The 26,497-nt window shown below is 66.5% G+C and carries 14 protein-coding genes; 8 read left to right on the forward strand and 6 right to left on the reverse strand.

Annotated features, from left to right (window positions below; genetic code table 11):
• The first annotated feature begins 11 nt into the window (after positions 1-11).
• From LZC94_09775 to LZC94_09800, 6 genes are all read left to right on the forward strand, one after another.
• The gene (locus tag LZC94_09775) at positions 12-1,478 is read left to right on the forward strand and encodes a hypothetical protein (GenBank protein WXB17552.1); all 1,467 of its coding nucleotides are present in this window, start codon (positions 12-14) and stop codon (positions 1,476-1,478) included.
• Between the two features lie 332 nt (positions 1,479-1,810).
• The gene (locus tag LZC94_09780) at positions 1,811-2,137 is read left to right on the forward strand and encodes a hypothetical protein (GenBank protein WXB17553.1); all 327 of its coding nucleotides are present in this window, start codon (positions 1,811-1,813) and stop codon (positions 2,135-2,137) included.
• 3 nt (positions 2,138-2,140) lie between these two features.
• A complete protein-coding gene (locus LZC94_09785) occupies positions 2,141-4,405 on the forward strand; it encodes an AgmX/PglI C-terminal domain-containing protein (GenBank protein WXB17554.1) in 2,265 nt (754 codons plus the stop codon).
• Positions 4,406-4,862: 457 nt separating this feature from the next.
• A complete protein-coding gene (locus LZC94_09790; protein WXB17555.1) occupies positions 4,863-5,786 on the forward strand; it encodes a tetratricopeptide repeat protein in 924 nt (307 codons plus the stop codon).
• Positions 5,787-6,265: 479 nt separating this feature from the next.
• Complete coding sequence (locus tag LZC94_09795) at positions 6,266-18,163, forward strand: tetratricopeptide repeat protein (protein WXB17556.1); 11,898 nt, start codon at positions 6,266-6,268, stop codon at positions 18,161-18,163.
• Positions 18,164-18,408: 245 nt separating this feature from the next.
• A complete protein-coding gene (locus LZC94_09800; GenBank protein ID WXB17557.1) occupies positions 18,409-18,912 on the forward strand; it encodes a DinB family protein in 504 nt (167 codons plus the stop codon).
• A gap of 43 nt (positions 18,913-18,955) precedes the next feature.
• Here the strand turns inward: LZC94_09800 and LZC94_09805 are convergent, their stop codons facing one another.
• From LZC94_09805 to LZC94_09815, 3 genes are all read right to left on the reverse strand, one after another.
• On the reverse strand, positions 18,956-19,150 hold the full coding sequence (locus LZC94_09805; protein ID WXB17558.1) for a hypothetical protein: 195 nt from the start codon (positions 19,148-19,150) through the stop codon (positions 18,956-18,958).
• A gap of 27 nt (positions 19,151-19,177) precedes the next feature.
• Positions 19,178-20,812, reverse strand: coding sequence for an L-lactate permease (locus tag LZC94_09810; GenBank protein ID WXB17559.1), 1,635 nt, complete (start codon positions 20,810-20,812; stop codon positions 19,178-19,180).
• 529 nt (positions 20,813-21,341) lie between these two features.
• Entirely contained in the window at positions 21,342-22,178 is an 837-nt protein-coding gene (locus LZC94_09815; protein ID WXB17560.1) for an SDR family NAD(P)-dependent oxidoreductase, read from the reverse strand.
• A gap of 196 nt (positions 22,179-22,374) precedes the next feature.
• On the opposite strand from LZC94_09815, the gene LZC94_09820 reads away from it, so the two are divergent.
• On the forward strand, positions 22,375-22,731 hold the full coding sequence (locus LZC94_09820) for an antibiotic biosynthesis monooxygenase (GenBank protein ID WXB17561.1): 357 nt from the start codon (positions 22,375-22,377) through the stop codon (positions 22,729-22,731).
• 90 nt (positions 22,732-22,821) lie between these two features.
• Complete coding sequence (locus tag LZC94_09825) at positions 22,822-23,415, forward strand: TetR/AcrR family transcriptional regulator (protein WXB17562.1); 594 nt, start codon at positions 22,822-22,824, stop codon at positions 23,413-23,415.
• Positions 23,416-23,429: 14 nt separating this feature from the next.
• On the opposite strand, the gene LZC94_09830 is transcribed toward LZC94_09825, so the two are convergent.
• From LZC94_09830 to LZC94_09840, 3 genes are all read right to left on the reverse strand, one after another.
• Positions 23,430-24,611 (reverse strand): hypothetical protein, encoded by a 1,182-nt coding sequence (locus LZC94_09830; protein WXB17563.1) that lies wholly within the window; start codon positions 24,609-24,611, stop codon positions 23,430-23,432.
• A gap of 92 nt (positions 24,612-24,703) precedes the next feature.
• On the reverse strand, positions 24,704-25,732 hold the full coding sequence (locus LZC94_09835) for a hypothetical protein (GenBank protein ID WXB17564.1): 1,029 nt from the start codon (positions 25,730-25,732) through the stop codon (positions 24,704-24,706).
• A 302-nt stretch (positions 25,733-26,034) separates the two neighbouring features.
• Positions 26,035-26,496: a YbjN domain-containing protein gene (locus LZC94_09840; protein WXB17565.1), complete on the reverse strand. Its 462-nt coding sequence runs from the start codon at positions 26,494-26,496 to the stop codon at positions 26,035-26,037.
• Between the last annotated feature and the right edge of the window lies 1 nt (position 26,497).

A 26,497-nucleotide genomic window follows, 5' to 3' on the forward strand; every position in this document is an offset into this window, starting at 1 on the left:
GGAGCGGGAGCATGAACGCCAAAGCTCGGAAGACGAACACGCGTGGAGTTCTCGGCGCCCTGTGCGCGATGCTCCTCGGGGCCACCGCCATCGCGTGCGGCGGCGGAGCCGAAGGAAAAGGGCCGCAGACCCCGCAAGGGGGAAGCAAGGGCGGAGGTCCTTCGCAGGCGGTCGAGGTCAACAAGGAGGCGCAGAGCAAGTTCTTTGCGGCCATCGACGTCTTCCACGGCCACGACAAGGCGAGCAACTGGAACGAGGCCGCGTGCCAGGAGACCGCCGGCTTGTTCAAGGCGGCGGCGGCCGAGCAAAAGGGCGGCAAGTTCCCCGAGGCCACGTTCAACGCGGGCCTCGCCTGGCAGCGCTGCGGCAACGACAAAGAGGCGAAGGCCCTCTTCGAGAAGACGCTCTCCGAGGACCCCAAGTTCCACCACGCCCGCGTGCAGCTCGCGCTCTACCAGTACAAAGCCGACGGCAACGAGGACGCGGCCATCTCCGCGCTGCAGCAGTCGGTGCTCGACTCGCAGTTCGAGAACATCCCCGCGCTGGTCAACTTGGCCATGTTCCAGATGCAGCGCGACAGCGCCGCCGCCGGCGATGGCTGCAAGAACGACATGGATTGCGCGAAGATGAACATCCAGCGCGCGCTCGCCAAAGACGACGCGTACATGCCGGCGTTCAATCAGCTCGCGCTCTACTACTTCCAGCAGGCGAAGAAGCGCGCGGGCAGCGTGAAGGTCAGCTCCGGAAAAGGGCGAGGGCGCACCATCGCCACCAACTCGGCCTTGGCCAAGCGCGCCGACGTGCAGCAGCTGGAGCTCGCGGCGCTGGTCTGCTCGCAGGCCGTCCGCAAGAACCCCAGCTACGCGCCGATCCACAACACCGCCGGGCTCATTCAGAACGAGCTGGGGCAGGTGAACGGGGCGGTGGCCGAGTTCAACACGGCCGCCAAGCTCGATCCGAAGTTCTTCGAGGCGCAGATGAACTACGCCTTCGTCAACCTGTCGTTCCGCGGCTTCGAGCAGGCGCAGGCCGCCCTTCGCCGCGCGCTCGACATGCGCCCCAACGACTACGACGCGCACCTCGGGATGGCGCTGGCGCTCCGGGGTCTCATCACCGACGCCAACTACGACGCGCAGGTGAACGCGGTGCAGGCCGAGCTCGATGCGGCCAAGAAGCTCGACCCCTCCCGGCCGGACGCCTACTACAACGAGGGCATTTTGACCCACGAGTACAAGGCCAAGGGCGGCGGCGGTAAGGACAAGACCATGGCCGCGCTGAACCAGGCCAAGAGCATCTACAGCGAGTTCGTGGTCAAGGCTACGGGCCGCACCGAGTACGACGGCGCCGTCAAACGCGCCAAAGAGCGTATGCAGGATATCGACGATACGCTCGCCTTCTTGAGCACCAGCCCCGACGCAAGCCAGCCCGGCGCTGCGCCAGCCGGCGCGCCCGGCGCCGCCGAGGCGCCGAAGAAGTAATTACCTTTCGCACATTGTCCGCGCGCGTTTGCGCGCGGTGCTTTTTTTGGGAACTTGGCCCTTCGCGCTCTGTCGATTGAAATAGCGAGGCTCTCGGGATGGCGCGATCGCGGCGTCCATCCTCCGCGCTGGCATCTTGCACCGCAACCGTAAGAAGCACTGCTCCGCACACAAAGACGCATGCAAAGAAGCGACAAAACATCGAGCGGAGAGATTGACCGTCGCGGCCGGCGGGGGGTACACTGTCACTGTAATCGCAATTTGGGCATGGGCGGGCTGTTTTGCCTGCGTTCTTTCGAAAATTTTGGCCGGAACAATTGGAGAGACACACCATGAAGCAGCCGAAGTCGGTTAAGCGCGGGATGATGGTCGGTTGCGTGGCGGCTGTTCTTCTTCTTAGTGCTTCCGCATTTGCTCAGGCGCCTGCAGGCGGCGCGGGTGCCCAGCCGGCAGGTGGATCCTCGGCGACGGGCGGGGCCAAGTCGACCTCGAGCAATGAAGGTTACGGCTACGAGTTTTCCGACGATCCACTCAGCGCGGGCGGCTTCGGCCCGCAAGATGCGACCATTCGCGTTCGCCCGGGACCGGTTCGTACAACGTTGATTCGGCCCCGTACATCCTTTGTGCCGGAGATGTTGAAGTCCGTGGAGAATCTATAAGCCATGGAAAGCCAAGGTAAGCCGAAGGTTGCGCTCACATTTGCGCTCTACCAAGGCGATCAGCTGATTCGTCGCGACACGATCGTCCAGGACATCGTCGTCAAGATTGGCAAAGACCCTCGCAGCCACCTGCGCGTCGACGACGAGCTCGCGTCGCGCATGCACGCCGTCATCGAGGTCGCCTCCCCCGGGGACATCACCTTGATCGATCTCGGCAACGAGCCGGGCACGATGGTGAATGGCCAGCGGGTCAACAAGTGCAAGATCCGCCCGGGCGATCAGATTCAAATCGGCTCGACCTTGATTCAACTCGAGAACGCCGAGCTGGCAGGCGCAGGCGCCTCGAGCCATCAAGTGGTCGGCCCGCCGCCGGCGCCGCCCGCACCGCCGCCGCGCGTGCAAACGACGCAGGGCACGGGCGCCGTGCTCGGCCCCGGTGGATTCCCCATGCCGCCCGCGGAGCCGCCGCCGCCGTCTGCTGCTGGAGGTAATTACGGCCCGCCGCCCGCATCCACGGGAAATCCGTTTGCACCGCCTCCTGCTTCCGGCCCCGGCGCATCGCCGATCGTGCAGGGAGGCGTCGTCACGGGCACGGCGGCCACCGCCAGCGCGGCAGCGGCCGCGAGCAACCCGTTCGCCGCCAATCCTTTTGCGGCGCCGCCCGGATCGCACTCGTTCTCGGGCCCGCCCGGCGCGAGCCCGTTCACCGCGCAGGCGCAGTCGCCGTACGGACATAGCGACGTCGATCCCAACGCTCCCCCCGGCACCTATACGTACAAGCTCGTCAAGAGCGGCCCCGAGGTGAACCCGGACGAGGTGGAGATCCCGCACCTCGCGGCCATCGAGGTGATGATCTCGTGGGACGCCAATGTGCTCCACGTCTCGCACCTCACGCCGCCGCGCTCGTTCTTCGTGGGCGAGGAGCAGATCGGCAACATCCAATGTGACTACTTCATCCCCAGCGAGACGCTCGGCACCACGCGCGCACCCATCGTGCTCGCGCGCGGCGGGAGCGCGGCGCTGGTGATCCTGCCGCGCACCACGGGCACGGTGGAGATCCCGGGGCAGCCCAAGCTGACCATCGCCGACTTGATTCAATCGGGGCGCGCGCGCCCGTCGAGCGAGATCAGCGGCGGCTACGAGTTCGAGCTGCCGGCCGGCGCCAAGGCGCGGATGGAGCTCGAGGGCTCGGGCCTCGTCTTCCAGGTGAGCGCCGTCAACGCGGGCAAGGCCCCGCCCATGGGCGCCTTTGCGCAGTTCGAGCCGGCCGCGTACGCGTTCGTGGGGCTCTCGTTCCTGATCCACATGGGCGTGGTGGCGGCGCTCGCGTTCTTCATGCCCAGCATGGGGGCCGACGACAGCGAGGCCATCGATCGCGACCAGATCCTCAAGATGCAGCACTTGCTCAACGCGGCGGCCGAGCGCGAGCAAGAGCAGCGCGACACCGAGGCGGTGCAGGACAACGCGGACAACCGCGAGGGCGGCACCGGAACGCGCGCCAAGGGTGAAGAAGGTTCCATGGGGAACCCGACCACCAAGGAGACGGGGCACCGCTACGGCGTTCAAGGCCCGCAGGACAACCCCGATCCGCACATCGCACGTCAAGCTGCGCTCCACGAGGCGGCCGAATTCGGCATGATCGGCCTGCTCAACGTGGGCGGCGGCGCCGATCCCAACGCGCCCACCGCGCCGTGGGGTCGCGAGGATTCGCTGGGCACCGATCCCATGAGCGCCCGCGGCAACATGTGGGGCGACACCATCGGCGACTCCTTCGGCGCGGGCGGCCTTGGCCTCTCGGGCGTCGGCGAAGGCGGCGGCGGTCGCGGCGAGGGCATCGGCCTCGGAAACATCGGCACCCTGGGCCACGGCGCAGGGACCGGAACGGGCCAGGGCTTCGGCAACGGCCACGGACGTCTCGGCGGCTCGCACCAGACGCGCGCGCCCAGCATCCGCCAGGGCACCACGCAGGTGAACGGTCGGCTGCCGCCGGAGGTCATCCAGCGCATCGTCCGCCAGAACTTCGGCCGCTTCCGTCTTTGCTACGAGAACGGCATGCGCACCAATCCGAACTTGGCCGGCCGCGTGTCGGTGAAGTTCGTCATCGACCGCAGCGGCGCGGTGTCCACGGCCTCCGACGGAGGCTCGGATCTTCCGGATCAGGGCGTGGTGTCGTGCGTCGTCCGCGGCTTCGGCAACCTCTCGTTCCCGCAGCCCGAGGGCGGCATCGTCACCGTCGTTTACCCGATTATTTTCAATCCGGGCGACTGACGCGGAACGCTCGACGTTTCACGGGTTCATGCCTCAACGGCCGGATCTCTCCCACGCGGAGGGCTCCGGCCGTTCTCATTTCGGCGCGTGCATTTCAACCGCCAGGGCGCCACGAGCGCCAAGAGAGGGAAGGGATTTTGGTTCTTCCGAGCGCGCTCTCCATCCCTTTCCCATCCTTTTTTGGCGCCCTGGCGCCCTGGCGGTTTGCCTTCTCATGCGGAAGGAAGTCTCCCGACGAGAGTCTCCGCGCCGGGCCCTCGGGCGGTTCCACCTCCTCGCGCCTGGCAAAAGTCAGCAGAGTGGACTTCTTCCCCCGCCGCCCGCTACACTTTACCCCACGCTTTCCCAGCGGGATGTGCGGGCGCTCGGTGTGCCCAATGCGACTGTCCGGCTCCTTTTCGCAGCCGTTTTCCTTCGGGAACGTGGCACATTTCGAGGTTTGACGATGACGACGCGCATGAAGACGGTACTCGTGGGGCTCGTACTCGGAACGGCAACGGCCGCGTTTACCACCGTCACGACGGGCTGCAGCCGAAACAACATCGAGGCAGTGAACCTGTCCAACGAAGGGGACAAGGCTCGCCAGAGCAACATCGATGAGGCGATATCGAAGTACGAGCAGGCGACCAATCTCGATCCGACCAACCACCGGATCATGTGGAAGCTGGCGACGGCGTATCAGAAGAAAGAGGCGTGGGACAAAGTCGCCTCCACCTGCTCGCGGGCCGAAAAGCTAGCGCCCAAACACGCCAATTACTTCTTTTTGCACGGCTACGCGCTGGCCAAGCAGGCGGCCAAAGGCCCCTCCGGGTGGGCCGACGCCAAAGGTCCCCTGGCCACCGCGATTCAGCTCGATCCCAATTACGCGGACGCACACTTCGAGCTGGCCAATGTGCTCCTGCACCTCGACGACGAAGCAGGTGCACTTCAAAATTATAGCGAGGCAATTCAAAAGAAGCCGGACGAGGGCGCCTATTACGGCCCCCTGGCCGACCTCTACATTCGCCTGAACTTCTTCGAGCAGGCCGATCAAGTCCTCAAAGAGGGGGTCGCGTTCGTCAAGCCGGACGACGTCACCGCGCAGTTCGTCCTCCGCTCGCTCGCCGGCGAGGTGAAAGAAGTGCGCGGCGATTTCAACGGCGCCATCGCCGAATTCGACGCGGCCAAGAAGGCGTGCGGCGCGTGCAACGAGAAGGGCCAGCAGATCGCCTACTTCAACCTCGGGTTTGCTTACTCCAAAGCCCAACCGCCGCGAAAGAACGAGGCGGTCGCGCAGCTCACCAAATTCCAAACGACCGTCTGCAAAGGCAGCGCGGCCAACCGCTACGCGGATGAATGCGCTCAGGCGCAGGAAATCCTCAAGCAGCTGAATGGGAGCTGACCTGAAGCAAATTCCCGATTCGACGTTGACCGCGGACCGGCCCCACGTCGGTCACCGCAAGCGGCGAGCCTCCGCGCGAGACCTACGAGCCACCCCCGGGCGCGTGTACGCGGAGACGTACATCGCCCGGTACGGTCACCGCCCGCATCGCGACGAGCTTGAACAGGGTCGCGATCTCGGGGAACGGGTTCGAGACCAGTGCGAGATGTACGACCCGCAGCCAGCCGTTTCGACGGCGACGGCCTCGACGGTGTGTTGCAAGTCGGGCGCCGCAGGCGCTTCTCCGTGTGATCAAGGGTCACAGTACCTTCTGTGTCTGATAGCTTTATCGTCCGTGTCGTCCTCCCAAACAGGGTGTCGGGTCCTCTCCGCGAAGGCGGAAATCCGGTCGTCCTGGGTGCATCCGGGAGCAACGGCCATATCCGTTGTCACAAGACGGCGGCTGCTCGATTGCCGGTTGTAAAAGCCGAGGGATTTTCATGGATCTGCAAACGCGTATTTCTCTGCTCGAGGCCAACCGCGATTGGCAGGGGCTGATCGAGGAGCTGGAGAAGGGAATCGCCAGCGCCAACCAGAACGTCGCCAAGGCTGCCTACCATCTCCGCCTTGGTCGGGTCCTCGATGGAAAGTTTCTTTTGGGCGTGAAGGCGCTCAAGCACTTTCAGGACGCCTACAAGCTCAACCCTCAGCTGACCGAAAGCCTCGAGGCCGCGCGCGGCATCTATTGGGACCTCGGCAAACTGAACATGGTCCAGAAGCTCATCGAGCTGGAGCTGAAGGCCGTGCAGCAGGGAATGCCTGCGAGCCTTCTGCTCTGCGATCTGGGCGATGTGCTGTGCGATATCGGCGACTACGACAAGGCCACCGCGACCTACGCGCGCAGCCTTGCCGCGAGCGGTGGCGCCAACAAAGAGGCGAGCGCCTGCTTGGAGGACGTCCAGGCCGAGAGCGGCTCGTGGCAAGCCCAAGTCGCCGCGCTGCTTCGCGCCGGCCAAGGCGAGAACAACCTCAAAGCCAAAGCGCGCCTGTTCTTGCGCGCGGCGCGCATCACCAAGCGCTTCGCCCCCGATGAAGCCGAGCTGCAGCTCGGGCGCGCCTATGCTGCCGATCCGCTGTCGAAGCCCACGGCCGCCGTCTACGAGGGGCTGCTCTCGGAGCAAGGGAAGCTCGACGAGCTGGAGTCGGTGCAGCACGAGATCCTGGCCGGCGTGAACGATCGCCGCGAGCGCGCGCAGTACGCCATGATGTTCGGCAAGCGCTGGGTGCAGCGCCACCAGAACATGGACGTGGGCGCCCGCTTCCTCGAGGCCGCGGTCAAGCTGGACCCGGACAACGAGGGCGCCTTCCACTTCTTGCGCGACGCATACGGCAAGAAGGGCGGCGATTGGAACCGCGTGCTCACCTTGGCCGAGGAAGCGGCCACCCACGCGGGCGAAAACGGCAACGCCACGTTCCTCCTCGTTCAAGCGGGGACCATCGCGTGGCGTGAGATGGGCAATTTGATCCGCGCGCGCTCCTCGTTCGAGCGCCTCGTATCGATCGCGCCCGAGCACCCGCAGCTGCGCGCCTTCGAGGCGCAGATCGGGGAGTCGCTCCACAAGGCCACGGCGCCCGCCGCGCACGACGTGGATCTCGGCGGCCCCGCGCCCGAGCGGGTCTCGCAGCCTCCGGCGCCCGAGCCCGCGACCGACCAAGCCATCGAGGCCGCGCGCCCGTACCTGGGCAGCGACGCGCCCTCCGCCGATCCCGAGCTGATCGTGGGCGAGGCCGAGCAGGTCTCCCTGGTCGACGAGGAAGAAGTGGGCGTCATCGAATCCGTATCGCCGCCCGCGTACGCGTCCGCCTCGGGCGTGCAAGCTGCGCTGGCCGCGCCGCCTCCTCCGGCGCCGCCGATCGCGGCGTCCGGTCTGGCGTCGTCCGCGTCCACGTCGGCGCGCGCGCCGTCGCAAACCTCGGCGGTCACCCGCGGCCTCTCGTCGGGCACCCTCTCGGCGCAGTCGCCCGCGGCCCCGCCGGTCACGTCCGGCACGTCTGGCGCGCCGGCGAGCGGACGGGTGCCCGTGCCCTCGTCGTCGTCGCTCATCGCATCGGAGACGATCCCGCCGCCGCGCATCTCCACCCGCTCCCTCGCGGCCGAAGAAGCTTCGGCGCTGGAGGCGGAGACGTCGCAAGTCGTGGTGGCCCGCTCGGAGGCGCCCGCCGCGCGCACCATCTCCACCCCGCCGGCCGCATCGGCCCCGCCGCCCGCAGCCTCGACCCCGCCCGCGGCCGTCACGCCCTCCCAAGCTCCGCCGCCCGACGAGGCGAAGATCGCCGAGCTCCGCGCCCTGGCGCAGAAGCAAGAGGCGTCCAAGCGCTTCAACGAGTACGTGAAGACCTTGCTGCAGCTCGCGGCCGTCGTCCCCTCGGACGACGAAAAGGTCGAGCTGTACATGAAGGCGGGCGAGCTTTACGTCACCAAGTTCGCCAACCAGGCGGAGGCGGTCAAAGCGTACGAGCAGGTCCTCGCGCTGCAGCCCGACAACCTCACGGCCGTCGACTACCTGCGCCAGATGTACGAGAAGCGCCGCGACTGGGAGAAGCTCCTCGGTCTCGAGCGCCGTGAGGCGGAGGCGCTCCCGCCGGGGCCCGCGCGCGCCGCCAAGTTCCTCGACATCGCCAAGCTGGCCACGGAGCGGGTCAAGAAGCCCGACGTGTGCATCGTCCTCTGGCACGAGGTGCTGGCGAGCGACGCCTCCAATGCCGAGGCCCTCGGCGCCCTGGCGATGCTCTACGAGCGCTCCAAGGACTTCGAGAAGCTGGCCGACGTCCTGCAGCGCCAGGCCGAGATCACCTTCGACCCGAAGCAGAAGGTCGCCATCCTCACCAAGCTCGGGACCATCTTCGGCGACCGACTGAACAACGACGAGGGTGCGGTCCTCGCGTGGCGCCAGCTGCTCGCCATCGATCCGTCGGATCGCAAGGCGCAAGAGGCGCTCAAGAAGAAGTACCTCGGGCTCGGCCGCTGGGACGACCTCGAGGTGTTCTACGCCGAGAGCGGCAAGTGGGACGAGTTCATTCGCGTCCTCGAGCAGCAGGAGGGCAAGGAGCCGGAGCCCTCGGCCAAGATCGGCCTGCTCTTCAAGATCGCCCAGCTGTGGGCGGACAAGAAGCAGAAGAACGACCGCGCCGCCAAGGCCTACGAGAAGGTCCTCGACCTCGAGCCGAGCAACCTGCAAGCGGCCGAAGCGCTCATCCCCATCTACACCGCGGCCAACAACGGCAAGGCGCTCGCGAACGTCATCGAGGTCAAGCTCGGCCACGTCGACGATCCGGACACCAAGCTCGCGCTGCTGCGCGAGGTGGCCGCCCTCTACGAGGGCCGGGTGCGGGATCCCGAGCGGGCCTTCGCGCGCTACCTCTCCGCCTTCGAGATCGCGCCGCACGACGAGCAGGCGGCGCTCGACGTGGAGCGCGCCGCCAAGGTCACCGGCGGCTGGGACAAGCTGATCGAGAGCTACACGCGCGCCATCGACACCGCCGGCCGCGATCACAACCCCGATCTCGTGATCAACCTGCGCCTGAAGCTCGGTCGCATCTTGATCGACGAGGTGGGCCGCATCGACGACGCGCTGGCGGCCTACCGCTCCGTCTACGAGGCGGACGGCGAGAACCAAGAGGCGCTGTCGGCCCTGGAGCGCTTGTACCGCGAGACCTCGCGCTACAACGAGCTGCTCGGCATCTACGAGAAGAAGCGCGATCTGGCGACGGAGCACCAGGAGAAGAAGGCGATCAACTACGAGATCGCCAAGCTGTACGAGACCGAGATCAAGGACGTCGATCGCGCGATCGACACCTACAACGCGGTCCTCGACGACGAGTCCACCGACGCGCGCGCGCTGGCGGCCCTCGACGTCCTCTACGGCCACTTGGAGCGCTGGCAGCCGTACGTCGACACCTTGCGGCGCCGCATCGAGCTCGATAACCCCGAAGCGCAGCTGGTCGATCTCAAGTTCCGCCTGGGCACCGCGCTCGAGAAGCACCTCGACGACGCCGCCGGCGCGCTGGAGAACTACCGCGAGATCCTCTTCGTCAACGCGCAGCACGAGGGCGCGCGCCTCGCCCTCGAGGCGATGCTCACGCACTTCTCGCTCAAGGCCGACGCGGCCGCGATCCTCGAGAGCATCTACGAAGAGCGTCGCGACTGGGACAAGCTGATCGAAGCGCTCGAGATCCTCGCCGCGAGCGAGGGCGACGTGCAGCGCCGGGTCCAGCTCAAACGCAAGATCGCGCGCATCAGCACGCAGTCGCTCTTCAACCACCCGCGCGCGTTCGACGCGCTGGCCGCCGCCTTGCGCGACGACCCGGCGCTGCGCGAGACGCGCTTCGAGATCGAGCAGGTGGCCGACGTCTCCGAGTCGTGGCGGCAGCTGGTGGTGCTCTACGAGCAGATCGCCAGTGAGCTCTCCGACGCGGCCCTGGCGCGCGAATATTGGATGAAGGTCGGCGCCATCGACGAGCGCCTGGGCGAGGTCGACGCGGCGGCGCGCGGCTACAACCAGGTGCTCATCCTGGACGCGGCCGACTCCGAGGCGCTCTCCGCCCTCGAGCAGCTCTTCACGCGCACCGAGCGCTGGCTCGATCTGATCGGCGTCATCCAGCGCCGCATCGATCTGGCGGTGGCGCCCGAGGAGCGCGAGACGCTTCTCGTGCAGACTGCACGTATTTACGACGAGCAGCTCCACGATCCGCACGAGGCGGTGTCCTCGTACCGCAAGGTGCTCGAGCTCGACCCGACCAGCACGCGCGCGCTCTCCGCGCTCGACGCGCTGTTCAGCCGCCAGCGCATGTGGACGGAGCTGGCCGAGAACCTCGAGGCGCAGCTCGCGCTCGCCGCCGAGGAGCAGGCGCAGCTCGCGCTCATGCTCCGCCTCGCGTCCTTGCGCGAGACGGAGATGGGGCAGATCGACGTCGCCATCGAAGGCTACCGCCAGGTGCTCGAGCGCGAGCCGACCAACGAGCGCGCCCTCGCGGCCCTGGAGCGCCTCGGCCAAGATCCGCAGTACGAGCTCACCATCGCCGATCTGCTCGAGCCGCTCTACCGGCACTTGGGCGATTACCAAAAGCTCATCGGCGTCCACGAAGTGCAGGTGCGCCGCAGCGACGACGCCATGCGCCGGGTGGAGCTGCTCCACCAGATCGCGGAGCTGTACGAAGGTGCGGCCGGCGATCTCGACTCCTCGTTCGCGACCCTGGCGCGCGCCCTCAAGGAAGATCCGGGCAGCGCCGAGACGCAGCAGGGCCTCGACCGGGTGGCCCGCGCCACCGGACGCTTCGCCGATCTGGCGCAGGTGTTCAAGGTCCAGGCCCAGGAGACCACGCCGAAGGAGGACGAAGGCCTCGGCGCCGATCTCGCGAGCTCGCTCTACATGATGAGCGCGCGCGTTCAAGAGTACGATCTCGGCGATGTCGACGTCGCGGTCTCGCTCTACCGGCGCGTGCTCGAGATCGCCCCGAGCCACCTGGCGGCCGCCGAAGCGCTGGAGCGCCTGTTCCGCGCGACGGAGCGCTACGCGGATCTGTCGCTCATCCTGCAGAAGAAGGCGGACATCCTCGAGGACCTGGCCGACAAGAAGGAGGCGCTCTTCCAGGCCGCCGCCATCGAGGAGGACGTGCTCGAGCTGCCGGAGGCGGCCATCGCCGTCTACAACAAGGTCATCGACCTCGACGGCGACGACGTCCGCGCCCTCGACGCGTTGATCAAGCGCTACCTGGGCCTGTCGCGCTGGGCCGACTTGATGCGCATCTACGCCAAGAAGGCGGATCTCGTCGTGGACGCCGACGAGAAGAAGCGCATCTTCTACCAAGTCGGCGCCGTCTACGAGCACGAGCTCGGCGACGTCGAGAACGCCATCGACACGTACAACAAGATCCTCGAGCTCGACCCCGACGATCTGCAGGCGCTCGCCCGCCTCGACGTGCTCTACGAGCAGGCGCAGAACTGGCAAGAGCTGCTCGGCATCCTCACGCGCGAGAGCGAGATGACCGCCGATCACGCGGAGGCCATCAGCTTCCAGTACCGCATCGCGGATCTCTACGAGAAGCGCCTCGACGACGTGACGCGGGCCATCGAGCTTTACCGCGAGATCCTGCAGCAGCAGCCGGATCACAACCCGACCTTGCGCGCCCTCGAGGGCCTCAAGTCGGGGAGCAGCGATCCGCTGGGCGCCGCCGCGGTGCTGGAGCCGGTCTACGAGGCCTCGAGCGACTGGCCGCGCCTCATCAGCGTGCACGAAGTGCAGGTGCAGCACGCGACCGATCCGTTCCAGAAGGTCGACCTGCTCCACCGCATCGCGCGCCTCTACGAGGACGCGCTCGACAACCACCACTCGGCCTTCGACACGTACGCGCGCGCCTTGTCGTTCGACAACGGCAACGAGCTGACGCTCCAGAACCTCGAGCGGCTGGCCATGGTCGTCAACCGCTGGCCGGAGGTCGGCCGCCTCTACGACGCGGAGCTCGACAAGCTGCTCGATTCGCCCGATCGCTTCGTGGAGCTCGGCCTGCGCACCGCGCAGATCTACGAGCTGCAGCTCGACGACGTGGACAGCGCCATCGCGCGCTTCCGCCGGGTCACCGAGGCCGATCCGGAGAACCAAACGGCGATCCGCTCGCTCGACCGGCTCTTCTTGCAGACGGAGCGCTGGCGCGATCTCGCGCAGATCCTCGAGCGCGAGGCCGAAGTGGGGCAGACGCCCGACGAGATCCTCGAGTTCAAGTACCGCCTCGGTCAGGTGCACGAGACGCAGCTCGGGAACCTCGACGCGGCCATCGCCGCGTACCGCGACGTCATCAACGCGGCGCCCGAGCACACCCAGACCCTCGAGGCCCTGGAGCAGCTCTTCTCGCGCGGCGAGAAGCAGGTCGACGTCGCCGAGATCCTGGAGCCGCTCTACCGGCAGATGGGCGAGTGGCACAAGCTCTCCGACGTGATGGAGGCGCAGCTCTCGCACATCCCGCAGCAAGCGGTGCTCGACCCCGCGGGGTTCCCGAAGGGCGGGGAAGAGGAGCGCCTCGGGCAGTACTACCGCATCGCGGAGCTGCACGAGGAGAAGCTGCTCGACACGGCGACCACCTTGGCCGTCTACATCCGCTCCCTCAAGGAGTACCCGCTCGACGAGAAGACCGGCGAGGAGATCCCGCGCCTGGCCGCCACCGTCGACGGAGGCTGGGAGGTCGTGGCCAACGCGTACGCCGACGTGCTCAGCGTGCACGAGGACCCGAACGTCCAAAGGCTCGTCGGCAAGCGCCTGGCGAAGACCTTCGAGGACGAGCTGGGCGACGTGGGCAAGGCCGAGGAGACGTACAAGTACGTGCTCGGCGTGGAGCCGCTCGACGTCGACGCGCTGGCGAACCTCGATCGCATCTACTTGTCGCTCGAAGCGTGGAGCGAGCTCGCGCAGGTCCTCGAGATGCGCGTGCAGGCGACCACCGACAACCTGGAGCTGGTGGAGCTCTACGCGCGGCTCGGTGAAATCTACGAGACGCGGCTCGAGCAGATCCCCGACGCCATCCGCGCCTACCGCCGCATCTTCGACGACCTCGAGAAGTCGCACGAGGGCACGATCGAAGCGCTGGCCCGCATCTACGAGCGCCTGGGCAACTGGGTCGAGCTCAACGCCGTCTACGAGCGCGAGCTCGAGAACGCGTCGGGCGACGTCCAGGAGGCGGACATCCGCGCGAAGCTGGCGCACCTGGCCTCGTCCAAGCTCGGCCAGCCCGAGCGCGCCATCAACACGTGGAAGGTCGTGCTCGATCTCCGCGGCGAGGATCCCGAGGCGCTCAGCGCCCTGGCGAACCTCTACGAGAACCAGCAGCTGTGGCGCGACCTGGTGGAGATCCTCGAGCGCGAGTACGAGATCGCGCCGAACGACGACGACCGCGTGAACATCCTCACGCGCCGCGCGCGCGTCTTCACCGACAAGCTCGGGCGCGACGAGATGGCGCTCGACGATTGGAACCGCGTCCTCGACATCGACTACGCGAACCTGGCGGCGCTCCGCTCGATCGCCGCCATCCGCCGGCGCCAGGACGATCCCAACGAGCTCACGGCCGCGCTGCACCAGATCGTGGATCGCGCCTCGCAGCTGCTCGACGGCGACGAGCTCAAAGAGATCTTCCGCGAGCTCGGCAAGACCTACGGCAACAAGCTGCAGCAGCCGTACGACGCCGCCGACGCGTGGCGCAAGCTGCTCGAGGTCGGGGTGGACTTCGAGGCGATGGACTCGCTCGAGTCGATCTACCGCTCCGAGGAGAAGTGGCCCGAGGTCATCGAAGTCAAGATGATGCGCGCCGACGCGCTCGACGACAAAACGGAGAAGATCGAGGAGTACCGCACGGTCGCGTACATCTGGACGGAGACCTTGCTGGAGCCCGACTCGGCGACCCCCGCGTACCAGAAGATCCTGGACGTGGAGCCGACGAGCCAGGAGGCCTTCTCCGAGCTCGAACGCCGCCACTCGGCCGCGTCGCGCTGGGAGCCGCTCATCGAGCTGTACCTCTCGTGGTTCGAGACGCGCACGGAGACCCCGGAGCGCACCGAGCTGCTGCGCAAGATCGCGCGCGTCTTCGAGGAGCACCTCGACGACAAGAACCAGGCGTTCGTCGCCTTGGTGAACGCGCTGGCCGAGGACTTCCACGATCGCGAGACCGCGCGCTACCTCGAGCGCATGGCGCAGGCGACCGGGCGCTGGGGCGAGCTGATTCAAACCGCGAACGGCTGGCTGAAAGAGCAGACGGAGCCGAAGGAGAAGATCCGCCTCTGCCTGCACCTGGCCAAGTGGTACGGCGACGATCTCGGTCACCCCGAGTACGCGCAGCCCTACTACGCGCAGATCGTCCAGCTCGATCCGAACAACGTGGGCGCCCTTCGCCAGATGGGGCAGCTCTATCGCAAGAACTCCAACTGGCAGCAGCTCGGCGCCACGCTCACCCGTGCGCTCGACGTCGCGATCACGGACGTCGACCGCAAGGAGATCATGAACGAGCTCGGCGAGCTGCTCGATCAGCAGATGGGGCAGACCGACCAGGCCATCACGCACTTCACGCGGGCCTTGGAGGTCGACGGGCTCTACATCCCGGCCCTGGAGAACCTCGAGCGCATCTACGCGAACCGCGGCCAGAACCGCGAGCTCGTGGAGATCTTGACCCGCAAGGTGCCCGCGCTCTCCGATCCGGTCGAGATCGCGAACACCAAGCTGCGCATCGCCGGCCTGTACGAGAGCAACCTGGCCGATCCGAACCGCTCGGCGCAGGTCTACCGCGAGGTGCTCGACATCGACGCGGGGAACCTGCAAGCGATGCGCGGACTCGTGCGCGTGTACGAGACCTTGAAGCAGTGGCCCGAGCTGGTGCGCATCCTCGAGGCGGAGCTCGACGTGGTCACCACGGAGCGCGAGCGCATCGACGTGCTCATGCACCTGGCGAAGCTGCAAGAGGAGCACTTCGTCAAGGCCGACATCGCGGCGCAAAGGCTCGAGCAGGTGCTCGAGATCGATCCGAACCACGAGGAGGCCTACTTCGCGCTCGAGCGGAACTACCGCAAGATGCGGCAGTGGCTGGAGCTCATCAACACCTACGAGCGCCATGTCTCGGCCACCAACGAGCGCAAGACCAAGGTCGAGCTCTACGGCTACATCGCCCAGGTCTACGCCGACGAGGTGCAGGACGCGGAGCGCGCGATCGACGCGTACCGCAACATCGTCGACCTCGACGAGTCGAACATCGAGGCGCTCGACGCGCTGGCCAAGCTCTATGACAAGGAGGGCGAGGCCGAGCAGTCGATCGAGTACATGACGCGCGTGGCGGAGCTGACGCAGGACACGCGGCAGCGGGTCGAGGCGTACTACCGCATCGGCAAGGCGCTCGACGAGAAGCTCGGCGACCGCGTGTCGGCGCAAGAGCGCTACGAAATGGCCATCGACATCGATCCGTCGCACCTGCCGTCCTTGGCATCCGTGCGCCAGATCGCGATGGACAACGCCGACTACGACAAGGCGGCGCGCTACATCGATCAGGAGCAGAGCTACACGCAGGCCTCGCGGCAACGCGCGAAGCTGCTGGTGGAGCTCGGAAACCTGCGCGAGAACCAGCTGGGCGATCACGACAGCGCGGTCCTCGCCTGGGAGGCCGCGCGCGAGGCGGACGACGAGAACGAAGACGCCGCGATGCCGCTCATCGACGAGTACATCGCCCGCGAACAGTGGGACAGCGCGGAGCCGCTGCTCGATCTGGTGGTGCGCAAGGCCGGCAAGCGTGAGCGGCTGGAGCAGCACGACTTGAACAACAAGCTGGGGCAGGTCTGCTCGGCGCTGGGCAAGGACGACAAGGCGCTCAAGGCGTACTTGGCGGCCCACCAGCTCGATCTGACCGACCAGGTGACCATCCGCGGCTTGGCGGAGGTCTCCTTCCGGCTGCGCGACTGGGGCGCGGCGCTCACCAACTTCCAAAAGGTGCTCACCTCGCTCTCCGAGAGCGAGACCGAGGAGCGCGCCAACGTCTACTACAAGCTCGGTTGCATCAAGCGCGAGCAGGGGCAGCCGAAGCAAGCCATCAACAATTTCGAGAAGGCGCTGGGGGTCGACTCCGCCCACCGCCCGACCCTTGAAGCGTTGGTGTCGCTCTACGCGGAGCTCAAAGACTGGAAGCAGGTGGTCGCCTACAAGCGCCAGATCCTCGACAACGTGTACGAGGGCGACGAGCGCTTCAAGATGCTCGGTGAAATTGCCGACATCTGGAACGACAGCGATCGCAACCCGCACAAGGCGATCGAGGCGCTGGAGGAGGCGCGGGACATCAAGCCCGACAGCCACCCGCTGCTGCACAAGCTCCTGGCGCTGTACCAGGCGACCGAGAACTGGTCGAAGATGATCGACACCATCCAGCAGATCTCGGAGCTGGAGAAGGATCCCGTCCGCAAGAGCAAGTTCATCTACACGATGGCGCAGATCTACCGCGACAAGGAAGGCGATCACGATCGCGCGGTGGAGCTCTTCAACGACGCCCTCGATCTGAACCCGACGTTCCTCGAGTCGTTCGAGCGCATCAACAAGATCCTCACGGCGAAGAAGGACTGGAAGGCGCTGGAGCGCGCGTTCCGCAAGATGCTGCGGCGCCTCTCGAGCGCCAACGCGAACCAACCGGATCTCGAATACAACCTCTGGCACAACCTCGGTCTCATCTACCGCGATCGTCTGAACGACGTGGCGAGCGCCATCGAAGCCTTCAAGATGGCGACGCGCTACAAGCCCGACGAGGCGGTGGAGCGCCAGATCCTGGCGGAGCTCTTCGAGGCGACGGACCAGATGGAGGCGGCCATCGGCGAGCACGCCATCGTCCTCCAGAAGGATCCGATGCGGGTCGATCCGTACCGCTCCTTGTACAAGCTGTACTTGAAGCAGCACGAATACGACCGCGCCTGGTGCATGTGCGCGGCGCTCGCCTTCCTGCACAAGGCCGACGAAGAGGAGCAGCGCTTCTTCGAGGACTACCGCCCGCGCGGGATGATCCAGGTGAAGAGCCGGCTCGACAACGAGCAGTGGGTGAAGAACCTCTTCCACAAGGACGAGAACATCTACATCGGGAAAATCTTCGAGATGATCACGCCCGCGGCGATCGTGGCGAAGACGAACCAGCTGCGCGCCTCGCGCCAGCTCCCGGTGCTCGACAAGCGGTTCAAGCAAGATCCGGCCACGAGCACGGTGACCTTCGCCAAGACCTTCGGGTGGGCGGCGCAGGTCTTGGGGGTGCCGCTGCCCGAGCTCTACGTGCGCAACGACGTCTCCGGCGCGCTGGTGGCGGTGCCGGCATCGCCGCCGGCGAGCGTGGCCGGTCAAACGGTGCTCACGGGCTTCACGCCGCAGGAGCTCACGTTCATCGTGGGCAAGCACCTCTCGTATTACCGCGGGGAGCACTACATCAAGAACCTGTTCCCCACGTTGAACGAGCTCAAGGTGATGCTCTTCGCCGCGATCAAGATCGTGATGAACGACTTCGCCGTGCCCGCGGAGATGGCGCAAGCCGTCGGCCAAACGGCGCAGGAGCTCGTCAAATTCATGCAGCCGATCCAGCGCGATTCGCTTCGCCTGGTGGTGCAGCGCTTCATCGAAGACGGCGCCAAGGCCGACTTGAAGAAGTGGATGCAAATGGTCGAAGTGACCTCGACGCGGGCGGGCTTGTTGCTCTGCGCGGATCTCGAGATCGCGAAGAAGATCATCAGCGCCGAGCCGCAGCTGCCGGGTGACTTGGCGCCGGCGGAGAAGCTCAAGGAGCTGATCGTGTTCAGCGTGAGCGAGCAATACTTCACGTTGCGCAAGACGTTGGGGATCGCGGTGGGGTGACGATCCGAGGCCGAAGACCCGAGCCCGAGGGCCGAATCCGAAGCTAGCTGTTCGCCCGGATTCGGCTTCGGTCCTCGCATCGGTCTTCGGTATCGGGATCGCGGCCGGCGCTTGGTGCGGTCCTCGTAACCGCCGCCGGAGCCGGCATCGGGGATCGCGGTTACCCGGTCGCCCCCGGGCTGCGTGCTAGCATGTCGCGGGTGACGCCCGAGATGTGTCGCGCGTTTGCGCGCTACAACCGATGGATGAATGACAAGGTCTACGCGTCTGCCGCGCGCTTGACGGACGAGGAGCGAAAGCGCGACCGGGGCGCGTTTTTTGGCTCCATTCACAACGTCTTGAATCATATCCTCGTCGCGGACCGCATTTGGCTCGGCCGGCTCGCCGGGCGGGTGCCCGAGCCCGGATACATCGGGGTCGACGGGATCAAGACGCTCGATCAGGAGATCGCCTCCGACTTCGACGAGCTGCGCCGCGAGCGCGAGCAAACCGACGGCAGGATCGACGCGTGGGCCGAGACGGTCACCGCCGATACGCTCGCCGGCATATTGCGAATGGGTCGCAAGGGGAGGTCGCGCGAGGTGCCGGTGTGGTGGGTGGTGATGCAGCTCTTCAACCACCAGACGCATCATCGTGGCCAGATCACGAACTTGCTCTTCCAGGCCGGCCAGGATCCTGGGTCCACCGATGTGTTCACCCTGTTGACCCAGGAAGCGGCGAGCTCCGGGTCGGGTGGCCGGGCGCGTTGAGGCTCTGTGCGCGTTGCCTCGGAATGTGGGCCGCGCTCGCGCTTCAAAACGAGAGCAGCGCAACCGATACGGACAGGCCGAGGGCAACCATGCCGGCCAGCATCACGGTGGGGTTATCCAGCTTCACCGCGCCGAGGTAAAGAATCACGAAATCGGCGGCGAGGGACCAAAAGACGGCTCGTTGGAGCTTCGTTCGATGCGCGGAGGTGAGGGCCTTTACGGAATTTGCGAGTTTCACGGACGGAGACCCTCCGGTTCTTCGAAATCAAAGCTTCAGCAGAATGGCAATCTGCACACCGACCAACAACGCCAGGGCCATGCAATAAGGGATGGTGCGCTTCATCACCTCGCCCTCGCGCCCGGACAGGCCCACGACGGCGGTCCCCACCAGCACCTTCGTGGGTGCGATGGCGCTGCCCAGCGCTCCCCCGATGGATTGAACGCTGGCCACGGCGACGGTGTCGATGGCCAGCGCGCGCGCACTCTCCAGCTGCAGGGCGCCGAACATGACATTGGAGTTGGTGTTGCTGCCCGTCATGAACGTCCCCAGAACTCCAATGTACGGCGAGAATACGGCAAACGCCGAGCCGGCGCCGGCGGCGATGGCGCGGCCCAGGAGCGCGGTCATGCCGGTGTCGGTCATGATGACGGCCATCATGACCATGGTGCAGATGCCCACGCTGGTGGAGATGCATTGCGCGTACGTGGTGCGCAGCGCGCCTGTGAAGAGGCGCGGCTTCCAGCGGTCGCTCAGACGATAAATGGCATACGAGAGCAGGATGCCAAATAAGATGAGCGGCGCAGGATGGCGAAGGAGCTCGATGGCGGCATACCGCTTTTGCGGTTCGACGGAGAACCCCAATCCGGTTCGAAGGCCGGGGTAGTCGAGGCCCCAGCCGGCCTTGATGGCGCGCAGCGCGGGCCACTGCGAGAGCAGGCTCAATCCAATGAGCACGTAGTAGGGCAGAAACGCCAAGTGAAAGCTGCGCTCGGCGGGGGCCGCGGCGGTCTGCGAGCCGCCGCCGATTTCGAGCACCCGGGTACCCGTTGGATCGGGCGCGCGCTTGCTACCGCGCCCAAAGAGCCCGAGGCGGCTCGCCAGCCAGCCGATGCAGCAGCCCACCAAGCCGGGGATCACGGACGCGAGCTGCGGCATGCCGAAGCGCGCGGTGAGCCACATGGCGAGGGCCATGGCGCCGCCCATGAGCAAGATGGCCCACGTGCCGCGGCGAAGGGCCGCGAGGCCGCCTTGCACGTGTGCGACCGCAAATCCGCTGGCCACGATGGGGAGCGCAAAGAGCGCGGCCATGCGCGGGGCGATGACGTCGCCGTGGATGCCCGTCACCAATTGAATGGTGTAATACGACGAGCCGAGCGAGCCAAAGGTGACCGACCACGCGTGCCCGATGAGCACGATGGCGGCGGCCTGCGCCGCGCCGAACCCCATGAGCACCAAAAGCGGCGCGACCACCGCGACCGGCACGCCGAAGCCGGCCACGCCCTGCATGAAGCCGGCGAATGCCCACCCCACCACCAGCGCTTGCGCCAAAGGATCGCCCACCAATCGACCCATCGTGCGTCCGATGATGCGAATGCCCCCGAGCCCCTCGACGATGTTGTAGAGGAGCACCGCGCTCCAAATGACCGATAGCACGAAGAGGCTCAAACTCAGTCCCTTCGTGCTCGAGATGGCCAAGCCACGCGCACTCTCGCCGAAACCTGCGCACGCCAGCGCCGTGGTGACGAGGCACGCGGCCGCCCCGGCTTTGGGCGCGCTCCAACGACAGCCCATGATCAACGTCAACAACACCACGATGGGCAGCGACGCCAACGCCATATACGGCGCCGTCAGCGGAGGGCCGCTCCACGCGAGCGCCAGCGACGGAGAGACGGATTGCATCCCCATTCCCGATGAGGGCCGATCCTACTCCTTGCATGCAAAAGGGGCGTGCGCATTTCCAAGCTGGAGCTTCGATTCATTGGAACGCAGCGCACCATACGATGCGTGCGCGTAAGGATTCATCGCGACGCGTATGCGCAGCGTCTTGTCCCGGCGCGTACGCGTAAGAAATCGTCCCAGCGCCTGCGCATGAGGATTCGTCCCGATACGCCGCGCGCGCGGCGATGGCCGGGATTACAACGTCGGCGGCGCGCTCGCGTTGTACCTCCCGGCGCGCATGCGTAAGAAATCGTCCCAGCGCCTGCGCATGAGGATTCGTCCCGATACGCCGCGCGCGCGGCGATGGCCGGGATTACAACGTCGGCGGCGGGCGGCGCGCTCGGGTTGTACCTCCCGGCGCGACGCGTAAGAAATCGTCCCAGCGCCTGCGCATGAGGATTCGTTCCGATACGCCGCGCGCGCGGCGATGGCCGGGATCACCATGTCGGTGGCGCGCTCGGGTTGTACCTTGCATCGACGTAAGGTTTCGTCAGGGCGCGGGGGCGCGAAGGAGGTATGGCGCCGTGAGTCGTTCGGACAGCGAGCGCAATTGTTTGCGTGCGGTTCGGTCGTAGGCTTGGTCGAGCGGGCGCGCCAGGTGCTGTTGATTGAAATACTGACCGGACGGGCCATTCTCCAATGCATGGTTCAATACGAAGAGGGTGGCGTCGGCGCCGTCGCGGGCGGGGCCCAAGGGGCGGATATTGGCGCCGCGTACCATGTTGGTGTCGAGGTAGGTACCCGGGTGAAGCGCATGCGTCTTGATGGTCGGATGCGTCTCCGCGAGATCGAAGGTAAAGAGGATTTGGGCCAGCTTGCTCCGGCAATAGGCCGAGCTGCCCGAGTAGCCGCGCTCCAGCATGGGATCGTCGAAGTCGATTTCCTCCTGGCCAATGGATGAAACATTGATGACGACCTTGGGCGCCCGCCCCTGGGCGATGAGGTTTCGCGTCAGGAGAAAGGGGGCCAGGTAGTTCACCGCGAAGCGAAGCTCATGACCGTCGCGGCTGGTCTCGCGCACCCCGCGGCTCCCGCCGGTGCCGATGCCGGCGTTGTTGATGAGCACATCGAGCTGCGGAACCTCGCGGGCGAGGCGCGCCGTCTCCTCCAAGGACGCAAGATCGGCGACGAAGCCCCGCGGCGCGATCGCCGCGCCGCCGTGCGCGCGAAGCGATGCCACCGTGCGCTCGACTTTTTCGGCGTTGCGCCCGTGGGGGTAGACGATGCTGCCCGCCCGCGCGAGCGCGTCCGCGGTGAGCGCTCCGATGCCGTCGGTCGCACCGGTGACGAGGATGTGTTGGCCGCGAAGGCGATGGGTGGAGGCCATGGTCGATTCGTTTCCTTTCGAGGCGACGCGGTACGAGGCGTTCGTTCCATGCCCCGCCCGCGCGATTTCATGTCTTTGTTTCGGTACGAGTAGTCTCGAAATATAACGAGACTAATCGTCTTGTAAAGTGGAGCGTTCTTCCTCCTTGACCTCGAGCGCACTCGAGGTTGCACCGTGCCATCGAGGAGAGACTCCAATGAGCACCGACGGTAGTTTTTATTCGATCATCGATTACACGGTGGATGGCACGAAGACGCAGCATGAGCTCGTCGAAGCGTTCGTGGAGCTGCAAGAGCGCTGGGTTCGTTTTTATCCCGGGTACCACTCGGCGCGGATTTTCGTGAGCTTGGACGGCAGCCGCGTTTACAACATCGTACGCTGGGAGAGCGAGGCCGATTACCGGCACTTCGAGGCGACATCCGACACGGCAGGGCGGGTGGCCGCCATTCGAGGTGCGCTGGACGGCTTGTCGGGCAAAGCCGAGCCGCGTATGAGTGGAAAACCTCATTACAAGGTCGTCCGGGAGGTAGGGCCGGGACCGCGGCGCGCGTAGTCCCTTGCAAGCGGCGCCGTCGTTGCCTATAACGAGACGGCTCGTCTCGTAAAACTCGCGCGCGCGACGCGGGAAGGCTGGTGCACGAACGTGGAAACGGAGCGTCCGAAGGTCGGTCGAAAGCGCAGCGAGGCAGCGCGGAAGGCGATTTTGCGCGCCTCGCTGGAGCTCTTGCGCGAACGGGGATACGGCAAGGTCACGGTCGACGCCATCGCGGAGCGGGCGGGGGTGGGCAAGCAGACCATGTACCGATGGTGGCGCTCCAAGGCCGACGTCGTGCTGGAGGCGCTCACCGAGGAGGCCCGCGTCGCGATCGTCGATCGGGACTCGAACGATCTGGAGAGCGATCTCGGCGCCTTTCTCAAGGCGACCTTTCGCCTCTTGAACCCCCCGCGAGCGCTCGGCCCCGTCATGAGCGGGCTGATGGCCGAGGCTCAGCTCGATCCCGCGTTCGGCGCGCGGTTCGGCGATTACATCGCATGGCGGCGCAAGAGCCTCGGCGCCATCTTTCAGCGCGCCGCCGAGCGGAACGAGCTCTCAGCCGACGCCGACATCGAGCTCCTGGTCGATATGGTCTTCGGGGCCATGTGGTACCGGCTCCTCTTGGACCGGCCCATCAGCCCGAAGTTTGCCACGTCCCTGGCGCGCACTGCCACGCGTGCGGCGCGCGCGCAAAAGAGCTGAAGCGCTGATCTTCGCTAAAACGCGCCCTCGAGGCCGAACCCCTTGGTGTCGGAGAACACCATGGGCACCGGGCGGATGAAGCCCGTGGTCGGCGCCTTTTCGGCGCTGGCGTTCTTCTTCTTGGCGACGAAAAACCAGACGCCACCGAAGACGGCGCCTGCGATCCCCACGCCAAGGGCGATGTTGCCGACGGTGGCGTTGGTGTCGACCTTGTCGTTGTTGTCGCGCAGTGAGTTGCAGGTTGCACCGAATCGCGCGATGACCGTGGGATCGGTCGATACGCACGTGCCGCGCGTTCCGCCGTTCTTCGTGATGTCCGCCGCGGCTTCGTCGGCCGCGTCCTGGGCGCTCTTTTTGAAGAAGTAGAACGCCACCGCCGTGGCGAGACCGGCCGCGCCCACGCCGAAGCCAACATAGGCGGGCACCAGCGACATGCGACCGGTGGTCGTGTCTCTCTTCGGCTCCTCGGTGATCTGCGCGCCGGGCGCCCCGCTGTCCGGCGGAGCATCGAGCTGCGGCGGTGTGGCGGCGGCGGGCGGCGGTTGCGAGGGAGGTGGCGTGGTGGGCACCGGCGCCGGAACGGGGGCGGCGGCCGGTTGCTCGGCGGGCGGGGCGAAGAGGATCTTCAGCTTGTCGCCCGGGCCCGGGGTGACGCTCTTCGTATCGGTGGTGCCGTCCGACAATTTGGCCCGGATCATATGCGTCGCCGGCTCGACGTCGATGGCTTCGCTGAGGGGCGCGGTGCCGATCACGTTGCCATCGACGCTGATCTCGGCACCGGTGGGGGCCGAGATCTCCAAGCGACCGAGCTTGGTGCGCGCCTCCGCGAGCCCCTTTTCGGCGTCGCTGCGTTGGGCGGGGGTGATGGAGGTCGACTCCCGCATGAACTGCTGGAAGTACTTCACCGACTCCATCGGGTGCCCGCTCCGCAGGCAGCTCTGCGCGAGGTTCAAGAGCACGGCCGGGTGCTTGCGAAGCGCATAAGCCTGCAGAAACGCAGCTCGCGCGTTCTCGTACTGCTTCTTGTCGTAGAACTCGACGCCCTCTTGGAACCGCGCGCGGGCGGCCTTGGTGCTGGCTTCGTCCGACTGCGCAAAGGCAGGCGTGGCGAGGAGCATGGGGGTGAGCGCCACGATCAAAGCGGCGGAGACCGAACGTCGCCGGGCGAAGGCGGCCTGCATCGTGTGCGTTTTCATAGGACCCGGACAGCGTAACCCACGCTCCCAGGATCGTGGATCACGAAACCTACCCTGGCACCGCATTCGCCGTGCGCGGGCGCGCTCCGCGATCAGAAGGGCACGTCGCGAACGATGCCGCCGGAGTTGGTGTTTCCCTTGCTCGACGGTTTGGCGGCCGGCGGAGGCGTGTTGTGCGTGGCCGGGAGCCGGGGCAGCGGTGCCGCGCGCGAGTTGGATCCATGCTCGCGGTTTTGAGCGCCGTTGCGGCCAGCTCCAGCGTTGTCCGGCTCCTTCGTCGCGGCGCGCGCGGCCGGTGCTTCCCGTGCGGGGGGCGCGGGCGCCGGTGCGGGGGCCGTGGAAGCCGGCGGGGTCGGCGCCACGGTCTCGCGGGTGGGTGGAATGTCGACGCGCGCGTTGGACACGCTGGCGCCCTTGCCGCTCGTCTCCTCGGGTGATGCGGAGGGCGCGGCATCGCCGTCGGAGCCGCGCGTGGCGAAGAAGATGCCCCCGACGACGACGGCCGCCGCGGCGATCAAGCCGAAAAAGAGCCCCTTGCGCGACTTTTGGGGCATCGCGAGCTCGTCCGAGAGGCTCGTCGGCCGCCTGCGCGCGGGTACGAGCTCGGGCTCGGGCTCGGGTATCGCCGCGACGGGGACGGGCGGCCGTGCTTCGACCACCTCGTTCCGAAAGGGATCGGGCGCGAGGGACGGACCTTCGAGCGTTCCGGCGGTCGGCTTGGTGGGGCCGGCCGGGAACGACGGCGTGGTGAGCGGAAAGACCGGCGGCGACGAAGACGGCGGCGGCGCTACCGGTGGCATGGGACCCGAATCGGCCACGACCTCCAACTTGGGCGCCGCGCCATTGCTGGCGGTCACGCCGATAGCACCGGGGGCACCTGCAGCGCTTGCCGATACGGTTGCGCTGGCGTGCTTCGAGCTGCCGTTTTGCAGAGCGCCACGTTCGGGCTCGCCTCGCAGCTGCTCCCACTCTTCCGCGGTGAGGCTGCGGTTGCCCATGGAAAATGGGCTATCGTCCAGCTCCCAGGACGGCTTAATCAGCGCGGCGAGACGGTCGAGGTCCTCCGCGGAGGGCACGTTCGGATGGGGCCCTGCCGGCTTGGGGAGGGGCGGATCGGCCATGAGGAAGTAGCCTAACATTCGAGCCGGTATCGGACAAACGCAAGGGCGAGCCCAAGCAGGTGCGGGCCCGCGCAAAGGGTGCTCGACAAACTCGTGACGGCGCGGCGATCGCGAAAAATCCTCCGCGATCAGAACGGCGACGCTGCTTCAGCGTGGCGCAGCACCGCGGGCGGTACGGGCGAGCTCCGATCTTTTTGCCGTCGCGAAGCTCGGCAATCGTGGGTCGGACCTCGATGTCGGGCGCGATGCCCACGCCCTGAAACGGCGCGCCGTTCGGGTAGCCGGAGACGGAACTTTCTGCTCTAAAATTCCTTGCGCAAAACGTCGTCCCATTCGTCGGCGACTTTGCCGACGGTCTCCAGCAGATCCTCGAACTCCTCGTAGTCGAGCCCCGAGAGCCGCCGAAGGGCGCGGACGTACACCTCGTCTTTTTGGGCGTCGATGGCGAAGGCGGCGTCGCTGGTGGTGAGGAACGAGAGCTCCAAGAGCCGGCGGTAGAAGCGCTCCCTTTGCGTTTTGGGGACCGCCATTACCGGCGCGAGCAAGAGCAGAACGCCGTGATCGCCCAGCACGTTGATGCCGACGCTGGCCGATCCCTTGCGGACTTGGGTGTAGCCCGAATCGTCGAGCTCATCGAGGCTCGTGCCCGCGCGGCTGGCGAACTGCGTGAGGTACGCGTTGACCATGGTGCGCGCATCGGGGAACACCTGCCCGGTGGCGCGGTCGGCGTAGATGGGGGTATGGGGCGACAGGACGTCCGGCATG

The organism is Sorangiineae bacterium MSr11954, assembly GCA_037157815.1.
Taxonomy (GTDB): Bacteria; Myxococcota_A; Polyangia; order Polyangiales; family Polyangiaceae; genus Pendulispora; species Pendulispora albinea.